This is a genomic window from Enterobacter cloacae complex sp. 2024EL-00711 (assembly GCF_047529885.1).
In the GTDB taxonomy this organism is placed as follows: domain Bacteria; phylum Pseudomonadota; class Gammaproteobacteria; order Enterobacterales; family Enterobacteriaceae; genus Enterobacter; species Enterobacter ludwigii.
Genome location: NZ_JBLIZC010000014.1, coordinates 20,348 through 37,808 on the forward strand (window position 1 = coordinate 20,348; position 17,461 = coordinate 37,808).

General features: G+C 55.8%; 12 protein-coding genes. 3 read left to right on the forward strand and 9 right to left on the reverse strand.

Translation table 11 applies throughout. The features are described 5' to 3' along the window. Positions 1–51 precede the first annotated feature (51 nt). The 6 genes from bcsC to bcsR are packed head-to-tail and all read right to left on the reverse strand — an operon-like array spanning position 52 to position 10,624. Positions 52–3,534, reverse strand: coding sequence for a cellulose synthase complex outer membrane protein BcsC (bcsC, locus tag ACMVME_RS22330; RefSeq protein WP_068795379.1), 3,483 nt, complete (start codon positions 3,532–3,534; stop codon positions 52–54). Beyond that, positions 3,516–4,622 (reverse strand): cellulose synthase complex periplasmic endoglucanase BcsZ, encoded by a 1,107-nt coding sequence (gene bcsZ, locus ACMVME_RS22335; protein ID WP_020884485.1) that lies wholly within the window; start codon positions 4,620–4,622, stop codon positions 3,516–3,518. The genes bcsC and bcsZ overlap by 19 nt, the downstream gene beginning before the upstream one ends. 6 nt (positions 4,623–4,628) lie before the next feature. After that, positions 4,629–7,049 carry a cellulose biosynthesis cyclic di-GMP-binding regulatory protein BcsB gene (bcsB, locus tag ACMVME_RS22340; RefSeq protein WP_049021720.1) on the reverse strand — a complete coding sequence of 807 codons (2,421 nt, stop codon included), beginning with the start codon at positions 7,047–7,049 and terminating at the stop codon, positions 4,629–4,631. 10 nt (positions 7,050–7,059) lie between these two features. Then, entirely contained in the window at positions 7,060–9,675 is a 2,616-nt protein-coding gene (gene bcsA / locus ACMVME_RS22345) for a UDP-forming cellulose synthase catalytic subunit (RefSeq protein WP_047742655.1), read from the reverse strand. Continuing rightward, positions 9,672–10,424, reverse strand: coding sequence for a cellulose biosynthesis protein BcsQ (bcsQ, locus tag ACMVME_RS22350; RefSeq protein ID WP_020884482.1), 753 nt, complete (start codon positions 10,422–10,424; stop codon positions 9,672–9,674). The genes bcsA and bcsQ overlap by 4 nt, the downstream gene beginning before the upstream one ends. An 11-nt stretch (positions 10,425–10,435) precedes the next feature. Then, entirely contained in the window at positions 10,436–10,624 is a 189-nt protein-coding gene (gene bcsR, locus ACMVME_RS22355; RefSeq protein WP_020884481.1) for a cellulose biosynthesis protein BcsR, read from the reverse strand. A gap of 173 nt (positions 10,625–10,797) precedes the next feature. Here bcsR and bcsE point away from each other — a divergent pair, with 173 nt between their 5' ends. From bcsE to bcsG, 3 genes are read left to right on the forward strand one after another with little or no spacing between them, the layout of a single operon-like run. Next, positions 10,798–12,360: a cellulose biosynthesis c-di-GMP-binding protein BcsE gene (gene bcsE, locus ACMVME_RS22360; RefSeq protein WP_020884480.1), complete on the forward strand. Its 1,563-nt coding sequence runs from the start codon at positions 10,798–10,800 to the stop codon at positions 12,358–12,360. Further along, the gene (gene bcsF, locus ACMVME_RS22365; protein ID WP_025202797.1) at positions 12,354–12,551 is read left to right on the forward strand and encodes a cellulose biosynthesis protein BcsF; all 198 of its coding nucleotides are present in this window, start codon (positions 12,354–12,356) and stop codon (positions 12,549–12,551) included. Before bcsE ends, bcsF begins: the two co-directional genes overlap by 7 nt. Further along, the gene (gene bcsG / locus ACMVME_RS22370) at positions 12,544–14,223 is read left to right on the forward strand and encodes a cellulose biosynthesis protein BcsG (protein WP_020884479.1); all 1,680 of its coding nucleotides are present in this window, start codon (positions 12,544–12,546) and stop codon (positions 14,221–14,223) included. Before bcsF ends, bcsG begins: the two co-directional genes overlap by 8 nt. Before the next feature lie 44 nt (positions 14,224–14,267). On the opposite strand, the gene ACMVME_RS22375 is transcribed toward bcsG, so the two are convergent. The 3 genes from ACMVME_RS22375 to murB are packed head-to-tail and all read right to left on the reverse strand — an operon-like array spanning position 14,268 to position 17,257. Next, positions 14,268–15,263 carry a glycosyl hydrolase family 8 gene (locus ACMVME_RS22375; protein ID WP_068795377.1) on the reverse strand — a complete coding sequence of 332 codons (996 nt, stop codon included), beginning with the start codon at positions 15,261–15,263 and terminating at the stop codon, positions 14,268–14,270. A gap of 6 nt (positions 15,264–15,269) precedes the next feature. Next, positions 15,270–16,232 (reverse strand): bifunctional biotin--[acetyl-CoA-carboxylase] ligase/biotin operon repressor BirA, encoded by a 963-nt coding sequence (birA, locus tag ACMVME_RS22380; protein WP_025202795.1) that lies wholly within the window; start codon positions 16,230–16,232, stop codon positions 15,270–15,272. Further along, a complete protein-coding gene (murB, locus tag ACMVME_RS22385) occupies positions 16,229–17,257 on the reverse strand; it encodes a UDP-N-acetylmuramate dehydrogenase (protein WP_044868115.1) in 1,029 nt (342 codons plus the stop codon). The genes birA and murB overlap by 4 nt, the downstream gene beginning before the upstream one ends. Between the last annotated feature and the right edge of the window lie 204 nt (positions 17,258–17,461).

A 17,461-nucleotide genomic window follows, 5' to 3' on the forward strand; every position in this document is an offset into this window, starting at 1 on the left:
CGATTGCTGTACTTTTAAGAGAGACTTACAAATGGATTAAGTTAAATCCGATTACCAGTCCGCGTAAGGGATCAGCGGCTGCGGCGGTAAGTCCATATCGCCCTGCCAGCCTGCAGCAGAGTAGCGTACATAAAGCAGTGCGTGGCTTGGGGTATAATCTTTTGCTTCCTGAATATCCACACCGAGGCCCACAAACCAGTTGGACGTGACCCGGCGCTCGATAATGGCCCGTGCGGTATAACCCGTGCCTGAGGAGCTGCTGCCGGTTTCCATTTCGCCTCTGTCGGTGTAGCGACCGGGCTCATCGGTCGGAATCAGTCCCTGAATGGGATAGCGCATCACGTCGTTAGTTTTAGAATGAGACCATGACACCGATCCGCCCAGCTCCCAGGACCAGTTCTCGGTACGTTTACGCCAGGTGACAGGCAACGCGAAGGAGACATACTCCTGCGGGCTGTAATAACCGCCCTGACCCAGGGTATAACCGCTCAGATCTTTATCGTAGTGCCAGAGCATGTTGCTCACGCCGACGGTCAGACGCTCATTGTTTTTATTGATGAGCTTGTAGTAGTAACCGGTCATCCAGCGGACGCGCCAGTTATCTTCCACATTTTTACCCGTCAGCGTTTCCGCATTCAGGCTCGACCAGACGCCGTGCGCCTCACCTTTGTCATAACTGATGCTCGCGCCACCGCCGGTTGCGCGCACGCCGCCCCAGGTGGTGCCGGTGTTGGTATCTTTTTGCCCGGCAAAGGCGAGCAGAGAGCTGGAGATCGGGCGACGATGGGCGTTAACGGTATAACCGATTGGCCCCAGGTCACTGCTGTAGCTTACACCACCGACCACGTCGACAACGTCAAAGCCCATCGGCGTGGTACCAATATCCCACGCCCAGGTTTTATTCTGCCAGCCCACGGCAATACTCGCGCCATTTGCTGACTGATGCGTGTTGCCACTACACGGCGTTTCGGCACAAGTGCCCCATTTCGGATCGTAGGTACCGTTATCGGTGGAAAAGGACCCGGCATCCATATTGACCAAATCGCTACGCAGGAACATACGGCCATCCGCCAGTGGTGCATCCGCCTGTAACATGGTGGTATGCGCTTTAAGATCGGAATAGCCGCCGGTGCCGCTGGAGCCCCAGTAATCATGCTGCAGCGTGACGTTAACATCCTGCTGACGGTACAAATCACCGGCGTCGCTACGCACGCCGCGTTTCAGCCAGTCGTCTTTTTCGTCGTTACGCGTCAGGCGGGTAAAGCTGTCATTGTCAGCCGGACGTGTCGTCGTAACACCTGACGACACCATCGCATCTTTATACGTTTCCAGTGCCTGCTGAGGCTGACCATTTTGCGTCTGGAAACGGGCGGCATCACGTAATACCAGCGCGTTTTCCATAGATGCAGGCTGTGATTTCGCCTGAGGAATAATCTTGCTGAACGTCTGCTCTGCGGCGGCGGAATCCCCAAGGCCTGCCTGCGCCATCGCGATCCGGCGCTGCATATTGAGCGACAGCGGCTCTCCGTTTTGCGCGGCAGGCAGTTTTGCCAGCGCGGCACGGGCTGCCTCTTTGTTGCCCTGGGCGCTATACACTTCGGTCAGACCGAGGATCGCATCTTCGTTCTGCGGTTCACGCTCCAGCACGGTGTTATAAGCCGTTTTCGCGGCCTCCAGATCGCCACGCTGCTGCGCCCAGTCCGCAAGGGTTAAGTCGATACGGGTAGAGGACGGCTGCTGGCGAAGGAGGTTTTCCGCCTCCTGCTCTTTGCCGCTGTCGCGCAGTCGGTTTGCCGTTTCCAGCGTCTGGTTACTCTGCAGGCGGTCGGCAAGCTCCTTAATATTGGCGTTCCACTGGCTGCGCGGAAGCGTCTCCAGATGCGTGAGCGCGGCCCGGTCCTGATCGTTTCCGGAGAGATACAGCCCACTGGCATACACCTGTTCCGGATCGGACGGTTTCTGGCTGGCAAGCTGGCGCATCAGGTTATCCGCCTGGCTGCGCTGGCCCGCGCTATAGAGATCGCGCGACAGACGGTAGGTTATCCAGACGTCGCCCGGAGAGAGTGCCAGACGACGACGCTGAATTTCCGCCGCCTGAGCGTATTGGCCCTGGTTTTCCAGCTGTTCCGCCTGGGCTGACAGCTGCTCGTTGGTCAGGCTGCGTTCAATGTCATCAATGCTTCGGCGCTGGCTGGCAGAGAGCGACTGGATAAACTGCGAGGCCTTTTCCGGTGACTGCGCACGATAAACATTGGCAAGGCCACGAACGGCATTGCTGTTACCGCTGTCCATACGCAGCGCCTGACGGTAATAACGTTCTGCCGCAGCCGTGTCTTTACGCGCCGCCGCGGCATCTCCCAGCCCCAGCACCGCATAACTGTCGGTATTGTCGAGGGCACGCGCCTGCTGGTAATAACGTTCCGCCTGCGCCGTATTGTTCGCTTTCAGGGCGGTATCACCCTGCTGGATCAGCAGCCAGTAGCGGTTAACTTTCAGCAAACTGTCCCATTTACCGCGGTTATCGCTCTGCGGATCGAGGGCGATCGCTTTTTCAAACTGCGCCACCGCACGGGCGCGATCGCCTTTCTGAGAGTACGCCTGTCCAAGCGCGCCCACGGCTTCGCTGTCGGCATGATTTGCGCTGACCGCTTTTTGCAGATCCGCCACCGCCTTATCGCCCTGCCCGGCATCCACCGCCGCCAGCCCTTGTGCTTTCGCACGGAAGGTTGGATCGGCGAGCTGTTTTTGCTGCGTATCAAGTTGGGTACGTGCCGCCGCTACGCTGTCGCCGTCGCTGAAGACGCTCAGGTATTTTTGCAGCGCGCTGACGCTGGCGTTGCTGACAGGCTGATCTTTGATCTGCTCATACCACATATCAGATGCCTGGCTGCGGCCATTGCTGGATTTGGCCATCTCCTGCAACACCGCAAAGCCTTCATCACGACGACCGGTCTGGAACAGGAGCTGGGCCAGCGTGCCCTGCAGCTGCGTATTGCCCGGGCTGCTGGCGTTAATTTTCTTCAGCTGGTTAATGGCGACGCTACGGCGGGCAGGATCTTTCGCCACAACATTCCAGTATTCCGTCGCCACGTCACCGCCCGGCGGATTACCGTCAAAAAGCTTGTCATAGGCCGCAATGGCCTCCTGAGTATGACCCGTTGTAGCCAGTAACCGGGCCTGCTGTAACTGCTGACGGCCTTCAGGCGTAGAAAGCAGCATCGTATTGCGCGAGGACTGATACGCACTGGAGCCCGGCGCGATCCCTTTCAGACGATCCAGCTCTTTTTGCGCACCGGCGTTATCACCCTGACGAAGCAGGTAACGAAAGCGCGCCGCAATGACGTCGGGGTTGTTCGGGTCAATCAGCTCAAGGCGGTAGAGCGACTGACGAACCAAATCCTCACGCTGCGTCGATTCACCCAGCCGCACCTGTTGCAGCAGCTGTTGCTGCTGCGGGGAGTTAGCGGCCTGAGCCAGCGGCATCAGTGCCAGGCTAAGCGATAAACTGAGAAGATTTACTGTGAAGTTGCGCATTCCTGGCCCCAGTCCGGTATTAATTCACCTTGAGCGGTGAAGCGAAAACGATGCTGATCCCATCCTTGCCCGAAGAGAGTCAGTACGTAGCTGTAATAGGCATTATTATCGGGAAAATTATCTGCAACGCGCTGGCGCTGTACCGCCTGCGCATCACGCTGCTGTAAAAAAGGCAGCATCGCAGCGGAAAAGCCGACCGGCCCCTTGCCCGCAGGCTTCCCGCTCGCCACATCCACTTTTTCCGGCGGTACACCGTGTTTCGTGGTCATTGTCGCCATCGGCCGGAAGCGCGTAAGCAACCGGGCTTTCTGGGCGTCTTTGTCACTCATCATTCCGACCCAGAGGTAGACGCGGATGGCGTCGTAGCCGCCCACCAGCGATTTATCCTGCTGCAAATGCCAGCCTCTGTTTTTTTGATACTGCACCCAGTCCGGCGAAAACCCCTTTGGCGCCGTTTCCAGCAACAAGCGCAGGTTGGTTTCACGAAGGGTCGTCCACGGGGCACCAAAGCGCGTGAAATAGCTCGCTATCTGCGGAGGAAGATAGCTGGGGTTAAAGCGCCAGGCTTTCTCCTCGGCAAAACCGACCTTCCCGGGCAGCAGCATGGAGCCGAGTCCCGGTACTTTCACCACTTCCTCATGGGCAATGCGTTTAAGGAGCGCCTTACCCGTGCGGGTATAGTCCGGATGTTTCCACAGCCGGCCCGCCTCAAGCAGTGACCAGGCAATCCAGACATCGGCATCCGAGGCGGAGTTGGTATCGATTATCGCCCAGTTGTCGTGGTCTTTCTGACCCCATAGCCAGGCGGGCAAATTATCGTTCAGATTGCCCCCGGCCAGGTTGTCGCGCGTCCACGTCAGCAATTGATCAAAGGCTTTGCGATCGTTCGCGGCCAGGGCAAAGAACAACGCATAGCTTTGCCCTTCCGACGTGGTGATTTTGCGCGTGTCGCTGGGATCAATGACACGCCCGCTCTCACTGATGTAATCCTTTTTAAACTGCTCCCAGGCAGGCCAGGTGCAGGCGGCGCGAAGAGGGATCGCCGCCAGCATCAACGCTGCTAACACACACCAGCGAAACGCTTTCATCACCTGTTACTCATCCGGGTTAAGGCGACGACGGCTGATGATACGCAGCAGACGCCACAGCACCCACGCCAGCAACACCACGCTGACGGCGGCCAGGATAGCCAGCAGAACCGGATGGTTAGCCAGCGCATACCACAGACGCTCGAACCACGGCAGATGGCCCACGTAGTACACATCGCCCACGCGCAGGCTATTGACCCCAGACTCGCGGATCACCGCCACCGAACCATACATCGCGGCACGTTTGCCGCTGTCGTTCATCGCGCTGTTGAGTAACGCATACCCACGCGGGCTGTCCGCCAGGAGCGCCACTACGCTACGCTGCTCGTTGTAAGGTGACTGGAAGCCAACCACCGCGGCCATTGGCCCCTGAGACGTAACGGTTGTCTGCACGCTGGCCTGACGATCGTTGATATCCGGCATAATGCTCGGGAACTCGGTCTGACGCAGTGGCGTGTTAACCCAGGACTGCGCTGCTTTGACCAGCAGATCGATACGCTTGTCATCCTTCAGCTTATCCGGGATGTTACCGATCACCATGATGTCCGCGTCTTTGTTCTGGATCTGGCTACCATCGTCAGTCAACGTGACATTAATTGCCGGTAATCCGGTCTGCGCACCCACGGACGCCATGGTGTCCAGCAGGGTCGTCACCTGGCCCTCATTTGGCGCTTTTGGCATGACGACAATGGATTCAGAGAGATCGGCCATACGGCTGAACGGGAAGCTGGCATTGGCAAATGCACGCAGGTCCGGCATGGCAAGGAAGTGATAATACTTCGAGAAGTCGATGGTTGACTCATCACCAATCACAACGTGGTTCTGTACTTGCTGGAAGGTGATGCAGTTATCCACTGAGCCGCCGGGCATCGGGTTCATGTATTGGAAATCAAAGCGCAGCTGGTTGATCGCCCCAAGCTTCAGCGCCGGAATAGAGACGTCCGTTTTCCCGTCCAGCAGCCCCTGCAACACCGGCAGACGGAGCATCAGTCGGTTAGTATCCTGCGTGCTTGTCAGACTGAAAGATTGCAGGAACTGGTTGTTCAGGCTGATATCCATGCGTGAACTGTCTTTGGTTGCCGGCGCGGTGTAACGGTAGCTCAGATTGATATCAATACCGTTGGTGCGCAGCAGGTACAGGTCTGGCGGCAGATTCAGTGACAGACTAATCGGGGCTGGCTCAAGCCCCGTCGCCTGCAGCTGTTCTTCATACGTTTTCAGTTCGCCAAACGTGACGGCTCGGTCAGTACGCACCCAGTTTGGTGCATCATAAGGTTTACGCGGCAGCAGCGGTTTAACCTCATCCACCACCACGCTGTTTCCACGGAACAGAACGTTACCCTGGGCAATGCCCTTGGCCGCCTGCACCAGGTCTTTATCATCACGCCCGAAGACCACCAGCAGCTTCACGTACGGGTTATCCGGGTGGCTCATCATCTCAATGGTCGGCGCGTTTACGTCCGGGTGATCGCGCAGGAAGGCAGGACGTTTCGCGTTGGTCGCAAACACGATCGCGTTTCTGTCCGGCATTTTGTCGTACATCACCGGGAAGTTCTGCCCGCGCCAGCCAGAACGTGAACCAAACCACGATGCCACAATGGTGGCCGCCAGCTGCTCGGTGACGTCCGGAGACGCCGCAAATACCATTGGCAGCACTAACTGACGATTATCACGCGGATCAAAGAACGGAACCGGGAACGACGAGAGGTCGTTTTTCAGCGCCAGCGACTGGTAGGTCATCTGCAGCGAAGAGTTGCGTCCTACGTCTACCCACAGGGTATTGCTGGCAGGGTTCTCACAGACGTCACGGTAGTGACCGACAAACTCCAGACGTATGCGGTTAAAGTCGGTGATGAAAAGGGGGTTAATTGGCACCTGGGCCTGTGTTTTCTTACCCAGTTGCTCTTTCGTGACGGGCAGGACGTCCATCAGCTCATCATTCAGGTAAACCTTCAGCTGAGACTGTACCGGCAACAGCGACGGTGATGGCGTGTATTCAAGGTTCAGCATGGCGTGAGAGACCACCTCATCGCTGCGCATACCGAACTCAATGCCGCCGTTAGGGTTAATACCGCGCAGCACCATGCTGCCCGGCGGCGGCGCAATCTGCGCAAAGCTCAGCTTCACGTCCCGTGACGGGGCATCTTCCGCGACAATAGGCGCGTTTGCTCCCTGTACGCCCGGCATCACCTGACCGACGACATTGCTGTCTGCCGGCAGGGTGTTGCCGTCCGTAGGCTGGTTCGGAATGACGTTTTCCGTTTGACCGGGTGCCGCGGTGATAACCGGATCGGTCGCCTGGGCGACCACAGGTACCGTCGGAGCAGGCGTTGCCGCTGCGTTATCGGGTGCTGCGTTAGCCATCGTTGTGGGGAGCGCACTTACCCCCATTGCCACTGCACATAACCAGGAAAGTTTAGTTTTCATCGCGTTATCATCATTGTTGAGCCATAACCGGGTCCGCCTGCTTCGCCTCATCCCGCTCGGGACGACGAGGAACGAACGATACGATCCAGGAAACCAGCGAAGTAAGGGACCGGAAAATTAATTTCACCGACGACGGGGCAAATTCTGCAAGGTGACGATAGCCACGGAACCCCAGCTTCAGAATATCCAGCAGGCTTTCCAGAGGTTTATCTTCCGGGAAGCTGTCCTGCCAGAGAGCCCACGTGTCCGCGCGGGCAAACGTACACTGCACAAAATCAATATGTTGCTTTTTCGTCAGCGGCATCAGTTGCAGACCGACTTCATTACCGGCTACACGCACCACCTGCGTCGGGAAGACGTACTCCTGCTGGCCGCGCTTCAGCAGCAGGTTAACCTTCTGCCCTTCCAGCACCTTCGCCTGACCGTTGATTTTTATCCCCAGACCACCGTCTGAGAAGTCGTGCACGGTACAGGAGAAGAGGTGACCATCTTCACGGGCGATTGCCGCAGGCATGCAGATTTCCACGCGATGCGCACGGCGGACCTGTTTGCTCTCCACCGACACCGCAACCGCGCCGCCGAGGATAATCAGGTTGTAGAACACCCATGCCATGCTCACGAACACGGTCAGGATCTCGTTTTCCGGGCCGTAGAAGTAGCGCCAGATACCGGCAATCACGCCCACGATATTCAGCAACACCAGGAAGATGTACGGCCGCGAGATGACCCAGTCGACATACTCCTCTTCCACCAGACCGCCCTTCGCGGTGACGTTGAATTTACCTTTGTGCGGGTTGATCAGCGCCACCATCGTCGGCGGCGCGATGTACCAGGCCAGCACCGTTTCGTAGATTTCACTCCAGAACGAATGGCGGTATTTACCCTGAATCTTCGAGTTCGTCAGGCTCGCGTGGATCATGTGCGGCAGAACAAACAGCGCAATCATCAGCGCAGGCGCGTAGATGATATAGGCGTGAAGAAGCAGGAACGCCAGCGGCGCGGTCAGGAAGATGAGGCGCGGGATACCGGACAGGAAGTGGAACATGGCGTTGACGTAGCACAGACGCTGCGCGAGTTTCAGCCCTTTCCCAATCAGGGGGTTATCGAGACGGAAAATCTGCACCATGCCGCGCGCCCAGCGAATACGCTGGCCGATGTGCGCCGAGAGAGATTCCGTTGCCAGACCCGCGGCCTGCGGAATACGCATATACGCGGAGGTGTAGCCCCGACGGTGCAGGCGCAGCGAGGTATGCGCATCTTCGGTGACCGTTTCGACGGCAATGCCACCGATCTCATCCAGCGGTTTACGACGAATAACCGCACAGGAACCGCAGAAGAAGGTCGCATCCCACATGTCGTTCCCGTCCTGCACCAGGCCATAGAACAGCGTGCCTTCGTTAGGGGTTTTACGGAAACGGCCAAGGTTACGTTCAAATGGATCTGGCGAGAAGAAGTGGTGCGGCGTCTGCATCATCGCCAGCTCTTTCTCCTTCAGGAACCAGCCCATCGTCATCTGCAGGAACGAGCGCGTCGGCACGTGGTCGCAGTCAAAGATTGAGACAAACTCACCTTTGGCATACTTGAGGGCGTTGTTGATGTTCCCGGCCTTGGCGTGTTCATGCGTGGTACGGGCGATGTACTCGACACCCACCTCTTCCGCGAACTGGCGGAACGCCGGGCGGCCGCCGTCATCCAGGACCCAGATTTTGAGTTTATCTTTCGGCCAGTCGATGCCCAGCGCGGCGTAAATCGTGTTTTTTACCACGCTCAGGTCTTCGTTGTAGGTCGGCACGAAGAGATCGACAGACGGCCATTGTGACGTGTCTTTTGGCAGCGGAACCGGCTGACGGTTGAGCGGCCAGATGACCTGGAAATACCCCAGCACCAGTACAACCCAGGCGTACGTTTCCGCAAACAGCAGAACCAGACCGCACACCAGGCTGACCGGGTCATCCCAGTTGAGCGTTGAGGTGTAACGCCACCAGATGTAGCGACAGGAGACGGTCAGTGACAGCACAATCAGCATCAGGGCGGAGAAGCGTCCCGGGATACGGCGCACCAGCAATGCCACGCCCCACAGCAGGATCAGGAAGGTGAACTGCGCCAGAGGGTTAAAGGGCTGCGTAATACAGACCAGGGCCAGAATGAGCGAGAAAACGACGATTACGCCGAGTATAAAACGCCGCAAGCCCGGGTGCAGATGCCCGAGCTCTTTATGGTTATCCAGATGGCTGGTCTTGTCACCCACGCGGTCAGGCAAACTGTCCAGCCACTGATGATAGCGCTCACGTAAATGTTGCACGCGGGAGAAGCTGCGCCAGCGCGGCGCTTTGTTTTCTGAGCGGGACGACGTGGCCACCAGCCAGATAGCCTGAATGATATAACGCGCCGGGTCCAACGGTCGCGGGCGGTCGGGATGAATATGCGGATATAACTCACTGTGCTGCGCACGAATGCGCTGCCAGCGCGGGTGTTCAAGGGGAATGAACGTCCAGGCCAGAATCATCCAGAAGCAGCCGAGCGCGGCGCTGAATGCCGAAGCTCCGTGCCGGCGAAAATGCCGGTAATGTTCGCTCAGACGCGAACTGACCGGCGGGATGAGTAACCAGCTGGCGAGACGGCTCATACAGAACTCCCTGCAGGCTCTGCCCCTTTGGCAAAGTGCAGCAGACACCAGTTCGCCAGCGTCAGGATCTCTTCTGCCGCCAGGGAATCGCTGCGGTATTCACCGAGTGGCTGTTTGGAGGCAAGGCATTCCGCCATGCCCTCATCACGATGGATAACAATCGGCAGCAGACGGCGCTGGCTTTGCAGCCAAACCTGATACAGATCGTCCTGGATCTGGCTGCCAATACGTAAATCGTTAATCAGGATATGACCATTTTCAGGCAACCCTTGCTGATGCAGACGGATATGGCAATTCGCGTCGACGTTCACAATCGACAGCACGCGATCGCACTGCGCCATAAGTTGTCGGGTCAGCGTGCCGGCGCCGTGCGGCAGATCCAGAAGGATCCACTTATAATGGCCTTTTTCTTTCAGCTCCTGCAGCGCGACGGTGAACTGGGAAAACAGACGCTGATAGGCAGCTTCATTTTCACGCTCGGTAGTGGTCAATTGGCCAAAGGGCAGTAAATCAAGCTGCGAGGTATAACGCATACCCGCATCGCGCCAGTCTTTATCATCAAGCAGCGCGCGAGCCCAACCCTCTGTACGCGTAAAGTCGACATTAAACGACATGCGCAGCAAATTATCGGCACAGGCGTCAATCACCAATACCGATTCACCTAAAAGCTGTAATGACCACGCCAGCGCCGCGGTAACGGATGTTGTACCTACTCCACCACGGACGCCCTGTAATCCTAGTATGGCCATCAATGGCTCCCTTATTGTTGTTGGGCAAATTCAGCTAATAGCGGCCAACGTTTAATAGCCGCGGCCAACTGTTCCCGCTGGGAAATGTCGGTGTAATCTATTTCAGGTAATGAAAACGCCTGCGTCAGCGCCAGAAAGTCGTTCTGGAATGTGTAACCCAGGGTTGAGTCGACTGGGGTGCCGGGTTCGTTATTATCCATTCTATTCCATCCCTTTGAGTAAAATCGCACAATCAGAAGTAGCGAGGCTTCCTGCCCTATCAAATTTCATTTACATGCTAAATCTGATGTTCTTTAATTTCAATGTTAGGTTTATTTCTACGCTTTCGCTAGTAAACTGAGATACAGAGAAATTAAACGAAAAGAGGGACACCGTGGACTCCATATTTTCTATTGGCATCCAGTCATTATGGGACGAATTGAGCCACATGCCAGTCGGAGGAGTCTGGTGGATTAATACGGATCGTAATGAAGATGCTATCAGTCTGGTAAACAAGACAATTGCCGCTCAGGGCAAGGATTCCCGCGTGGCCGTCGTGAGCATGGGCGAAGAGCCAAAGAAAATTATCACCCTTGAAAACGATCGTGGTCCGCAGACGGTGCGATTATTTTCCATGCCTGCGGAGGCCGATAGTCTATACTTTTTGTCCCGCGACATTCAGTGCTCTATTGATCCGGATCACTATCTGGTGATTCTGAAATGCTCAAATAACGCCCTGCAAAATATCCCTGCTGAAAAACTACTGCCCTGGCTGGAAAAAATCAATAAATGGGCAAAATTTCAAAATTGCACGCTATTGATAGTCAATCCTGGCAGTAATAACGACAAACTGTTTTCCCTTTTAATGGGCGAATATCGCTCCCTGTTTGGTCTGGCGAGTCTTCGGAACCAGGCAGACAGCTATCTCTACGATATTGCGTTCTGGTGTAATGAAAAAGGCGTAAGCGCCAGACAACAGCTCACCCTTAAACATATTGAGGGCGAATGGCACCTGGCGCAGCAGGAAGAAACCGTGGTGCAACCGCGCAGCGATGAAAAACGAATCCTGAGCCATATTGCCGTTTTAGAGGGGGCACCTGCGCTCTCGGAAAATTGGTCGTTGTTTGATTCTAACGAAGCGCTTTTTAATGAAGCTCGCACAACCCAGGCGGCAACCATTGTTTTTTCGCTCATGCAAAATAACCAGATTGAAACGCTGGCGCGACAGATCCATACCTTACGTCGCCAGCGCGGAAGCGCCTTAAAAATAGTGGTGCGCGAAAATAACACCAGCCTTCGCGCCACGGATGAGCGCCTGCTTCTGGGCTGCGGTGCCAATATGGTCATTCCGTGGAATGCGCCGTTATCACGCTGCCTGACGCTTCTCGAAAGCGTTCAGGGTCAGCAGTTCAACCGTCACGTACCGGAAGATATCTCCACCCTGCTCTCCATGACGCAGCCGATGAAGCTGCGCGGATACCAGAAATGGGATACCTTCTGCGACGCCGTCGGCAACATGATGAGCAACACGCTGCTTCCTGCAGACGGGAAAGGGGTGATGGTTGCCCTGCGCCCGGTACCGGGTATCCGCGTTGAACAGGCGCTCACGTTATGCCGTCCGAACCGCACAGGAGACATTATGACCATCGGCGACAACCGCCTGGTGCTGTTCTTGTCTTTCTGCCGGATAAACGATCTTGATACCGCCCTTAACCATATCTTCCCCCTGCCAACCGGGGATATTTTCTCGAACCGTATGATCTGGTTCGAAGATAATTCTATCAGTGCAGAGCTGGTGCAGATGCGCGCCCTCGAGCCTGAACAATGGGCGAAACCGCTCACCGTGAAGAGCGATGCCAAACCGATTCTCAACGCCCGACATGACGGACACGTCTGGCGGCGAATACCGGAACCCCTTCGCCTGTTAACTGAGAATGGGGAGAACGCACCATCATGAATATCAGCGATATCATTCAACTGGTCGTATTCTGTGCGCTGATCTTTTTCCCGCTTGGCTACTATGCACGCCATTCCATACGCCGTATCCGCGATACGGCCAGAGTGCTGTTTGTAAAACCTCGCTATGTAAAACCAGCCGGAACACTGACACGGGCATCACACGTCAAGGCAGACCGAAAACATGACTAATTCTACCTATACCGCTTCGTCACCATCGCCGCTCTGGCAATACTGGCGCGGCCTTTCCGGCTGGAACTTCTACTTTCTGGTGAAGTTTGGTCTGCTGTGGGCAGGCTATCTGAATTTCCATCCCCTGCTCAACCTGGTGTTTATGGCTTTCCTGCTGATGCCTTTGCCCAATATCAGGCTGCATCGCTTGCGTCACTGGATTGCTATCCCTGTCGGCTTTGCTCTGTTCTGGCATGACACCTGGCTGCCGGGACCGGACAGCATTATGAGTCAGGGTTCGCAGGTGGCAGGGTTTAGCGCCAGCTATGTCCTTGACCTGACCGAGCGCTTTATTAACTGGCAAATGATAGGTGCCGTCTTTGTGCTGCTGGTGGCCTGGCTGTTCCTGTCACAATGGATCCGCGTCACGGTATTTGTCGTCGCCATTATGATCTGGCTGAACGTGCTAACGCTTGCAGGTCCAGACTTCTCCCTGTGGCCCGCGGGTCAACCCACGACCACGGTGACCACTACCGGGGGAAGTGCAGCGGCAACCGTCACGACGGCAGGTGATACGCCTGTGGTCGGCGATATCCCGACGCAGACCGCACCGCCGACGTCCACTAACCTGAACGCCTGGCTCTCCAGCTTCTATACCGCGGAAGATAAACGTCAGACCAAATTCCCGGAAGCCCTGCCGGCGGATGCTCAGCCGTTTGAGCTGCTGGTGATCAACATCTGTTCCCTCTCCTGGGCTGACGTCGATGCCGCGGGTTTGATGTCTCACCCGCTGTGGTCCCATTTCGATATCCAGTTTAAAGACTTTAACTCTGCCACCTCGTACAGCGGCCCGGCGGCAATTCGCCTGCTTCGTGCAAGCTGCGGTCAGACATCGCATAAGAACCTGTATCAACCCGCCGGCAACCAGTGTTATCTGTTCGATAACCTCTCAAAACTGGGCTTCACGCAGCATCTGATGCTGGGACATAACGGCCAGTTCGGTAACTTCCTGAAAGAGGTGCGCGAACAGGGTGGTATGCAGGCACAGCTGATGGATCAAACCGGACTGCCGGTCACTCTGCTGGGCTTTGACGGTTCACCTGTTTATGACGATACCGCCGTGCTGCAACGCTGGCTGAAGACCATCGAAAAAGACAGTAATCCGCGCAGTGCAACGTTCTACAACACGCTGCCGCTTCACGATGGTAACCACTTCCCTGGCGTGAGCAAAACGGCAGATTATAAAGTTCGTGCGCAGAAATTCTTCGATGAACTGGACGCGTTCTTTACGGAGCTGGATAAATCGGGCCGTAAAGTGATGGTGGTTGTGGTACCTGAACACGGCGCCGCGCTGAAAGGCGACAGAATGCAGGTGTCAGGTCTGCGTGATATCCCTAGCCCGTCTATTACCAACGTACCGGCAGGCATTAAATTCTTTGGTATGAAGGCACCTCATCAGGGCGCACCGATTGAGATCGCTCAGCCAACCAGCTATCTGGCCATTTCAGAACTGGTTGCCCGCGCGGTTGACGGCAAACTGTTTGTGGAAGACAGCGTGAACTGGGATCAGCTCACCAGTAACCTGCCGCAAACTGCCGAAGTCTCTGAGAACGCGAACGCAGTCGTGATTCAGTATCAGAACAAACCGTACGTTCGCCTGAACGGTGGAGACTGGGTACCTTATCCGCAGTAAACCGCATTTCCCTCTCCCCCAGGGGAGAGGGCTCACCCGTTCCGTTATGACTGCTCAGCAAGCCATACAAGCATTTTCAGGCTTGCGGAGTAGTAATCATCCTTTGCAGTGATCTCGGGTTCTCCAGATGGCTGTCCCATCGTTAAATCACGTACCGCCAGCAGCCCCCCTTCCATCATGTAAGGCGCATATTCATTGGTCGTCACGTTTACCCATGCGGGAGTTTGTTCGCGGGGGAACTGACCGAACCAGGCTCGCCACGGCGTTAACAGCGGGCTCTTCTTATCAGACCAGGCCAGGTAAAGTGGAATGCGGATCGCGTCGTAGCTCATCCGTGGCGGCCAGGCTTTGGCCGGGGACAGCGTGCCCGTAGAGCCCAGTGAGACCCAGTCCGTGGGAAGTCTGGCTTTACCCGATCCCATTTTTGCCAGCAAGCGATGGCCATCCTGAATCAACTTGCCCCAGACCGGCGAATGGCTGCGACTGGCAAAGGCCTGCCAGGCCGGGAAGACGAAATAAGAGGGGTTTAGCACGATCTCACCGTCGAGGGTAAACCCCTGAACGCCGGGCAGCATCACGCGGTAACCCGCATAACGGGTCACGGTGTGGCTAATGAGTGCTTTCGTTATCGCATCCGATGCGGCGCTGTACTGTTTGTCATGCCAGCGCGTATCCGCTTTCAACAGCGCCCAGGCAATCAGGACATCGCCATCGGCGGCGTTATTTTTGTCAGCAATCGGGTTGGACTCGGCAGGGTTATAACGCCAGTAAAACAGACCATTTTCTTTGTTCTTCAGCGTACTGTCAGTCCATTTCCAGAGCTTATCGAACGTGGTTTTATCGTCGTTAGCCACCGCCATCAGCATGGCGAAGCCCTGGCCTTCAGTATGCGAAACATTGCCGTTGCCAGTATCGACAATCCGCCCTTCCGGCGTAAAGAAGCGTGCTTTGTAACTCTCCCAGGCCTGGCCCGCCTGAGAGAGGGGGGAGAACAGTAAACTCATCATGACGGCCAGAGCGGCGCATGCGGGTTTTCGCATAATGGGTTATTCCGCGCTGCGCAGTGAAATCTCACCGCCCACCCAGGGTTTGATCACGCCATTCTGCTCCAGGAGCAACGCGCCCTGTGCGTCGATGCCGCGGGAAATACCGTAGATCTCTTTATCACCAATCAGCAATTTCACCGGACGGTTAATAAAGTTATCCAGCTTTTCCCAACGGGACAGGAAGGATGCCAGCCCCTCTTGTTCAAAGAGCGAAAGCGAACTGCGTAATTCTTTAATCATACGCACGGCAAGGGTGTTGCGATCGATGGTGATCCCCGCTTCCTGCAGATTGGTCCACGCCTGATTCACCACGTCATTTTGTACATTGCGCATTACCATATTGAGGCCTGCACCAATGACAATTTGCGCCGCGTCGCCTGTTTTACCCGTTAATTCAACGAGAATACCGGCAAGTTTACGATCGTTCAGATAAAGATCGTTTGGCCATTTCACCCGCACCTTATCAGCGCCCAGATCGTGCAGCACTTCTGCCATCACAATCCCGATGACCAGACTCAGGCCAACAGCAGCAGCGGGACCCTGCTCCAGACGCCAGTACATGGAGAGATAGAGGTTGGCACCAAATGGCGAAAACCACTTGCGGCCTCGACGGCCACGCCCGGCCTGCTGGTACTCGGCTACACAGGCATCCCCGGAGGATAATTCGCTGAGTCGATCCATAAGGTACTGGTTGGTCGAATCGATCACCGGCAAGACCGCAACATTGCCATGCTCTACCTGGCTGCGGATCAGCTCTTCATTCAGCAGCTGAATCGGCTCCGGCAAGCTGTAGCCTTTTCCGGGTACCGTAAAGACATCGACACCCCAGTCGCGGAGGGTCTGGATATGCTTGTTAATGGCGGCACGGCTCATGCCCAGGTGTTCACCCAGTTGCTCGCCGGAATGGAATTCACCGTCGGCAAGAATGCTTATCAGGGTTAAAGGGATAGTATTGTCCTTCACGCGATAACCTCCACGGCATTCACTTCACCCGTACGGCCAATGAAGCGGACCTCTGGCTCCAGCCAGACGTTAAATTTTTCGCCCACTTGCTGACGGACGTGATGGGCCAACTGGACAACATCCTCGCTGGTCGCATCGTTTTGATTAATCAGCACCAGAGCCTGCTGGCGATGAACGGCCGCACCGCCCACGGAGGCGCCTTTTAACTGGCATTGATCGATAAGCCAGCCCGCGGCCAGCTTCACGCTACCATCCGCCTGTGGGTAATGGGGCGCGGCAGGCCAACCTGCAAGAAACGCTTGTGCGTTTTCGCTGCTGATAACCGGGTTTTTGAAGAAACTTCCCGCATTTCCATTCACTTTAGGATCAGGAAGTTTGGTCGTGCGCATATGGCACACCGAGTCAAAAACATCACGGGCAGTCGCCGTTTCGGGATCGAGACGCGTTAAATCACCGTAGGTCAGCACCGGCTGCCAGTTTTTTGACAGACGCAGGCCTACGGCGACAATCACGTAGCGATCCTGATATTCATGCTTGAAAATACTGTCACGGTAGCCAAAACGGCACTGTTCAGCGGTTAAACGCTGAGCCGCGCCGGTCGCCAGCTCAATACAATCGACGTATTCACAAACGTGTTTCAGTTCGATGCCATAGGCACCGATATTTTGAATGGGGGATGATCCGGCGCAGCCAGGGATAAGGGCAAGGTTTTCCAGTCCTGGCATCCCTTTGTCCAGGGTGTATTGCACCAGATGATGCCAGTTTTCACCGGCGCCAACGTGCAGATGCCAACTATCGGCGCGCTCTTCCACATCAATTCCCATGATGCGGTTAACGATCACCGTTCCCGCAAAATCATCGAGAAACAGGACATTACTTCCTTCGCCCAGAATCAGTACAGGTTCGTCTTGTTCTGTTGCGCTTTGCCAGGCATCCAGCAGCTGCTGTGCAGTATCGGCACGTACAATTTTATTAGCATTACGTTGAATGCCAAAGGTATTCCAGGGCTTAAGGGAGTGATTCATAGACGCTATCCTGAGACAAAAACCGGGATAGTTTACCGTATATACGGGGGGATAGGTGATTAGTTTAGAGCAACGAGGAAGGGATAAAAACGCAAAAAGGCCATCCTTTCGGATGGCCTCTTCACTTATTTGATGCCTGGCAGTTCCCTACTCTCACATGGGGAGACCCCACACTACCATCGGCGCTACGGCGTTTCACTTCTG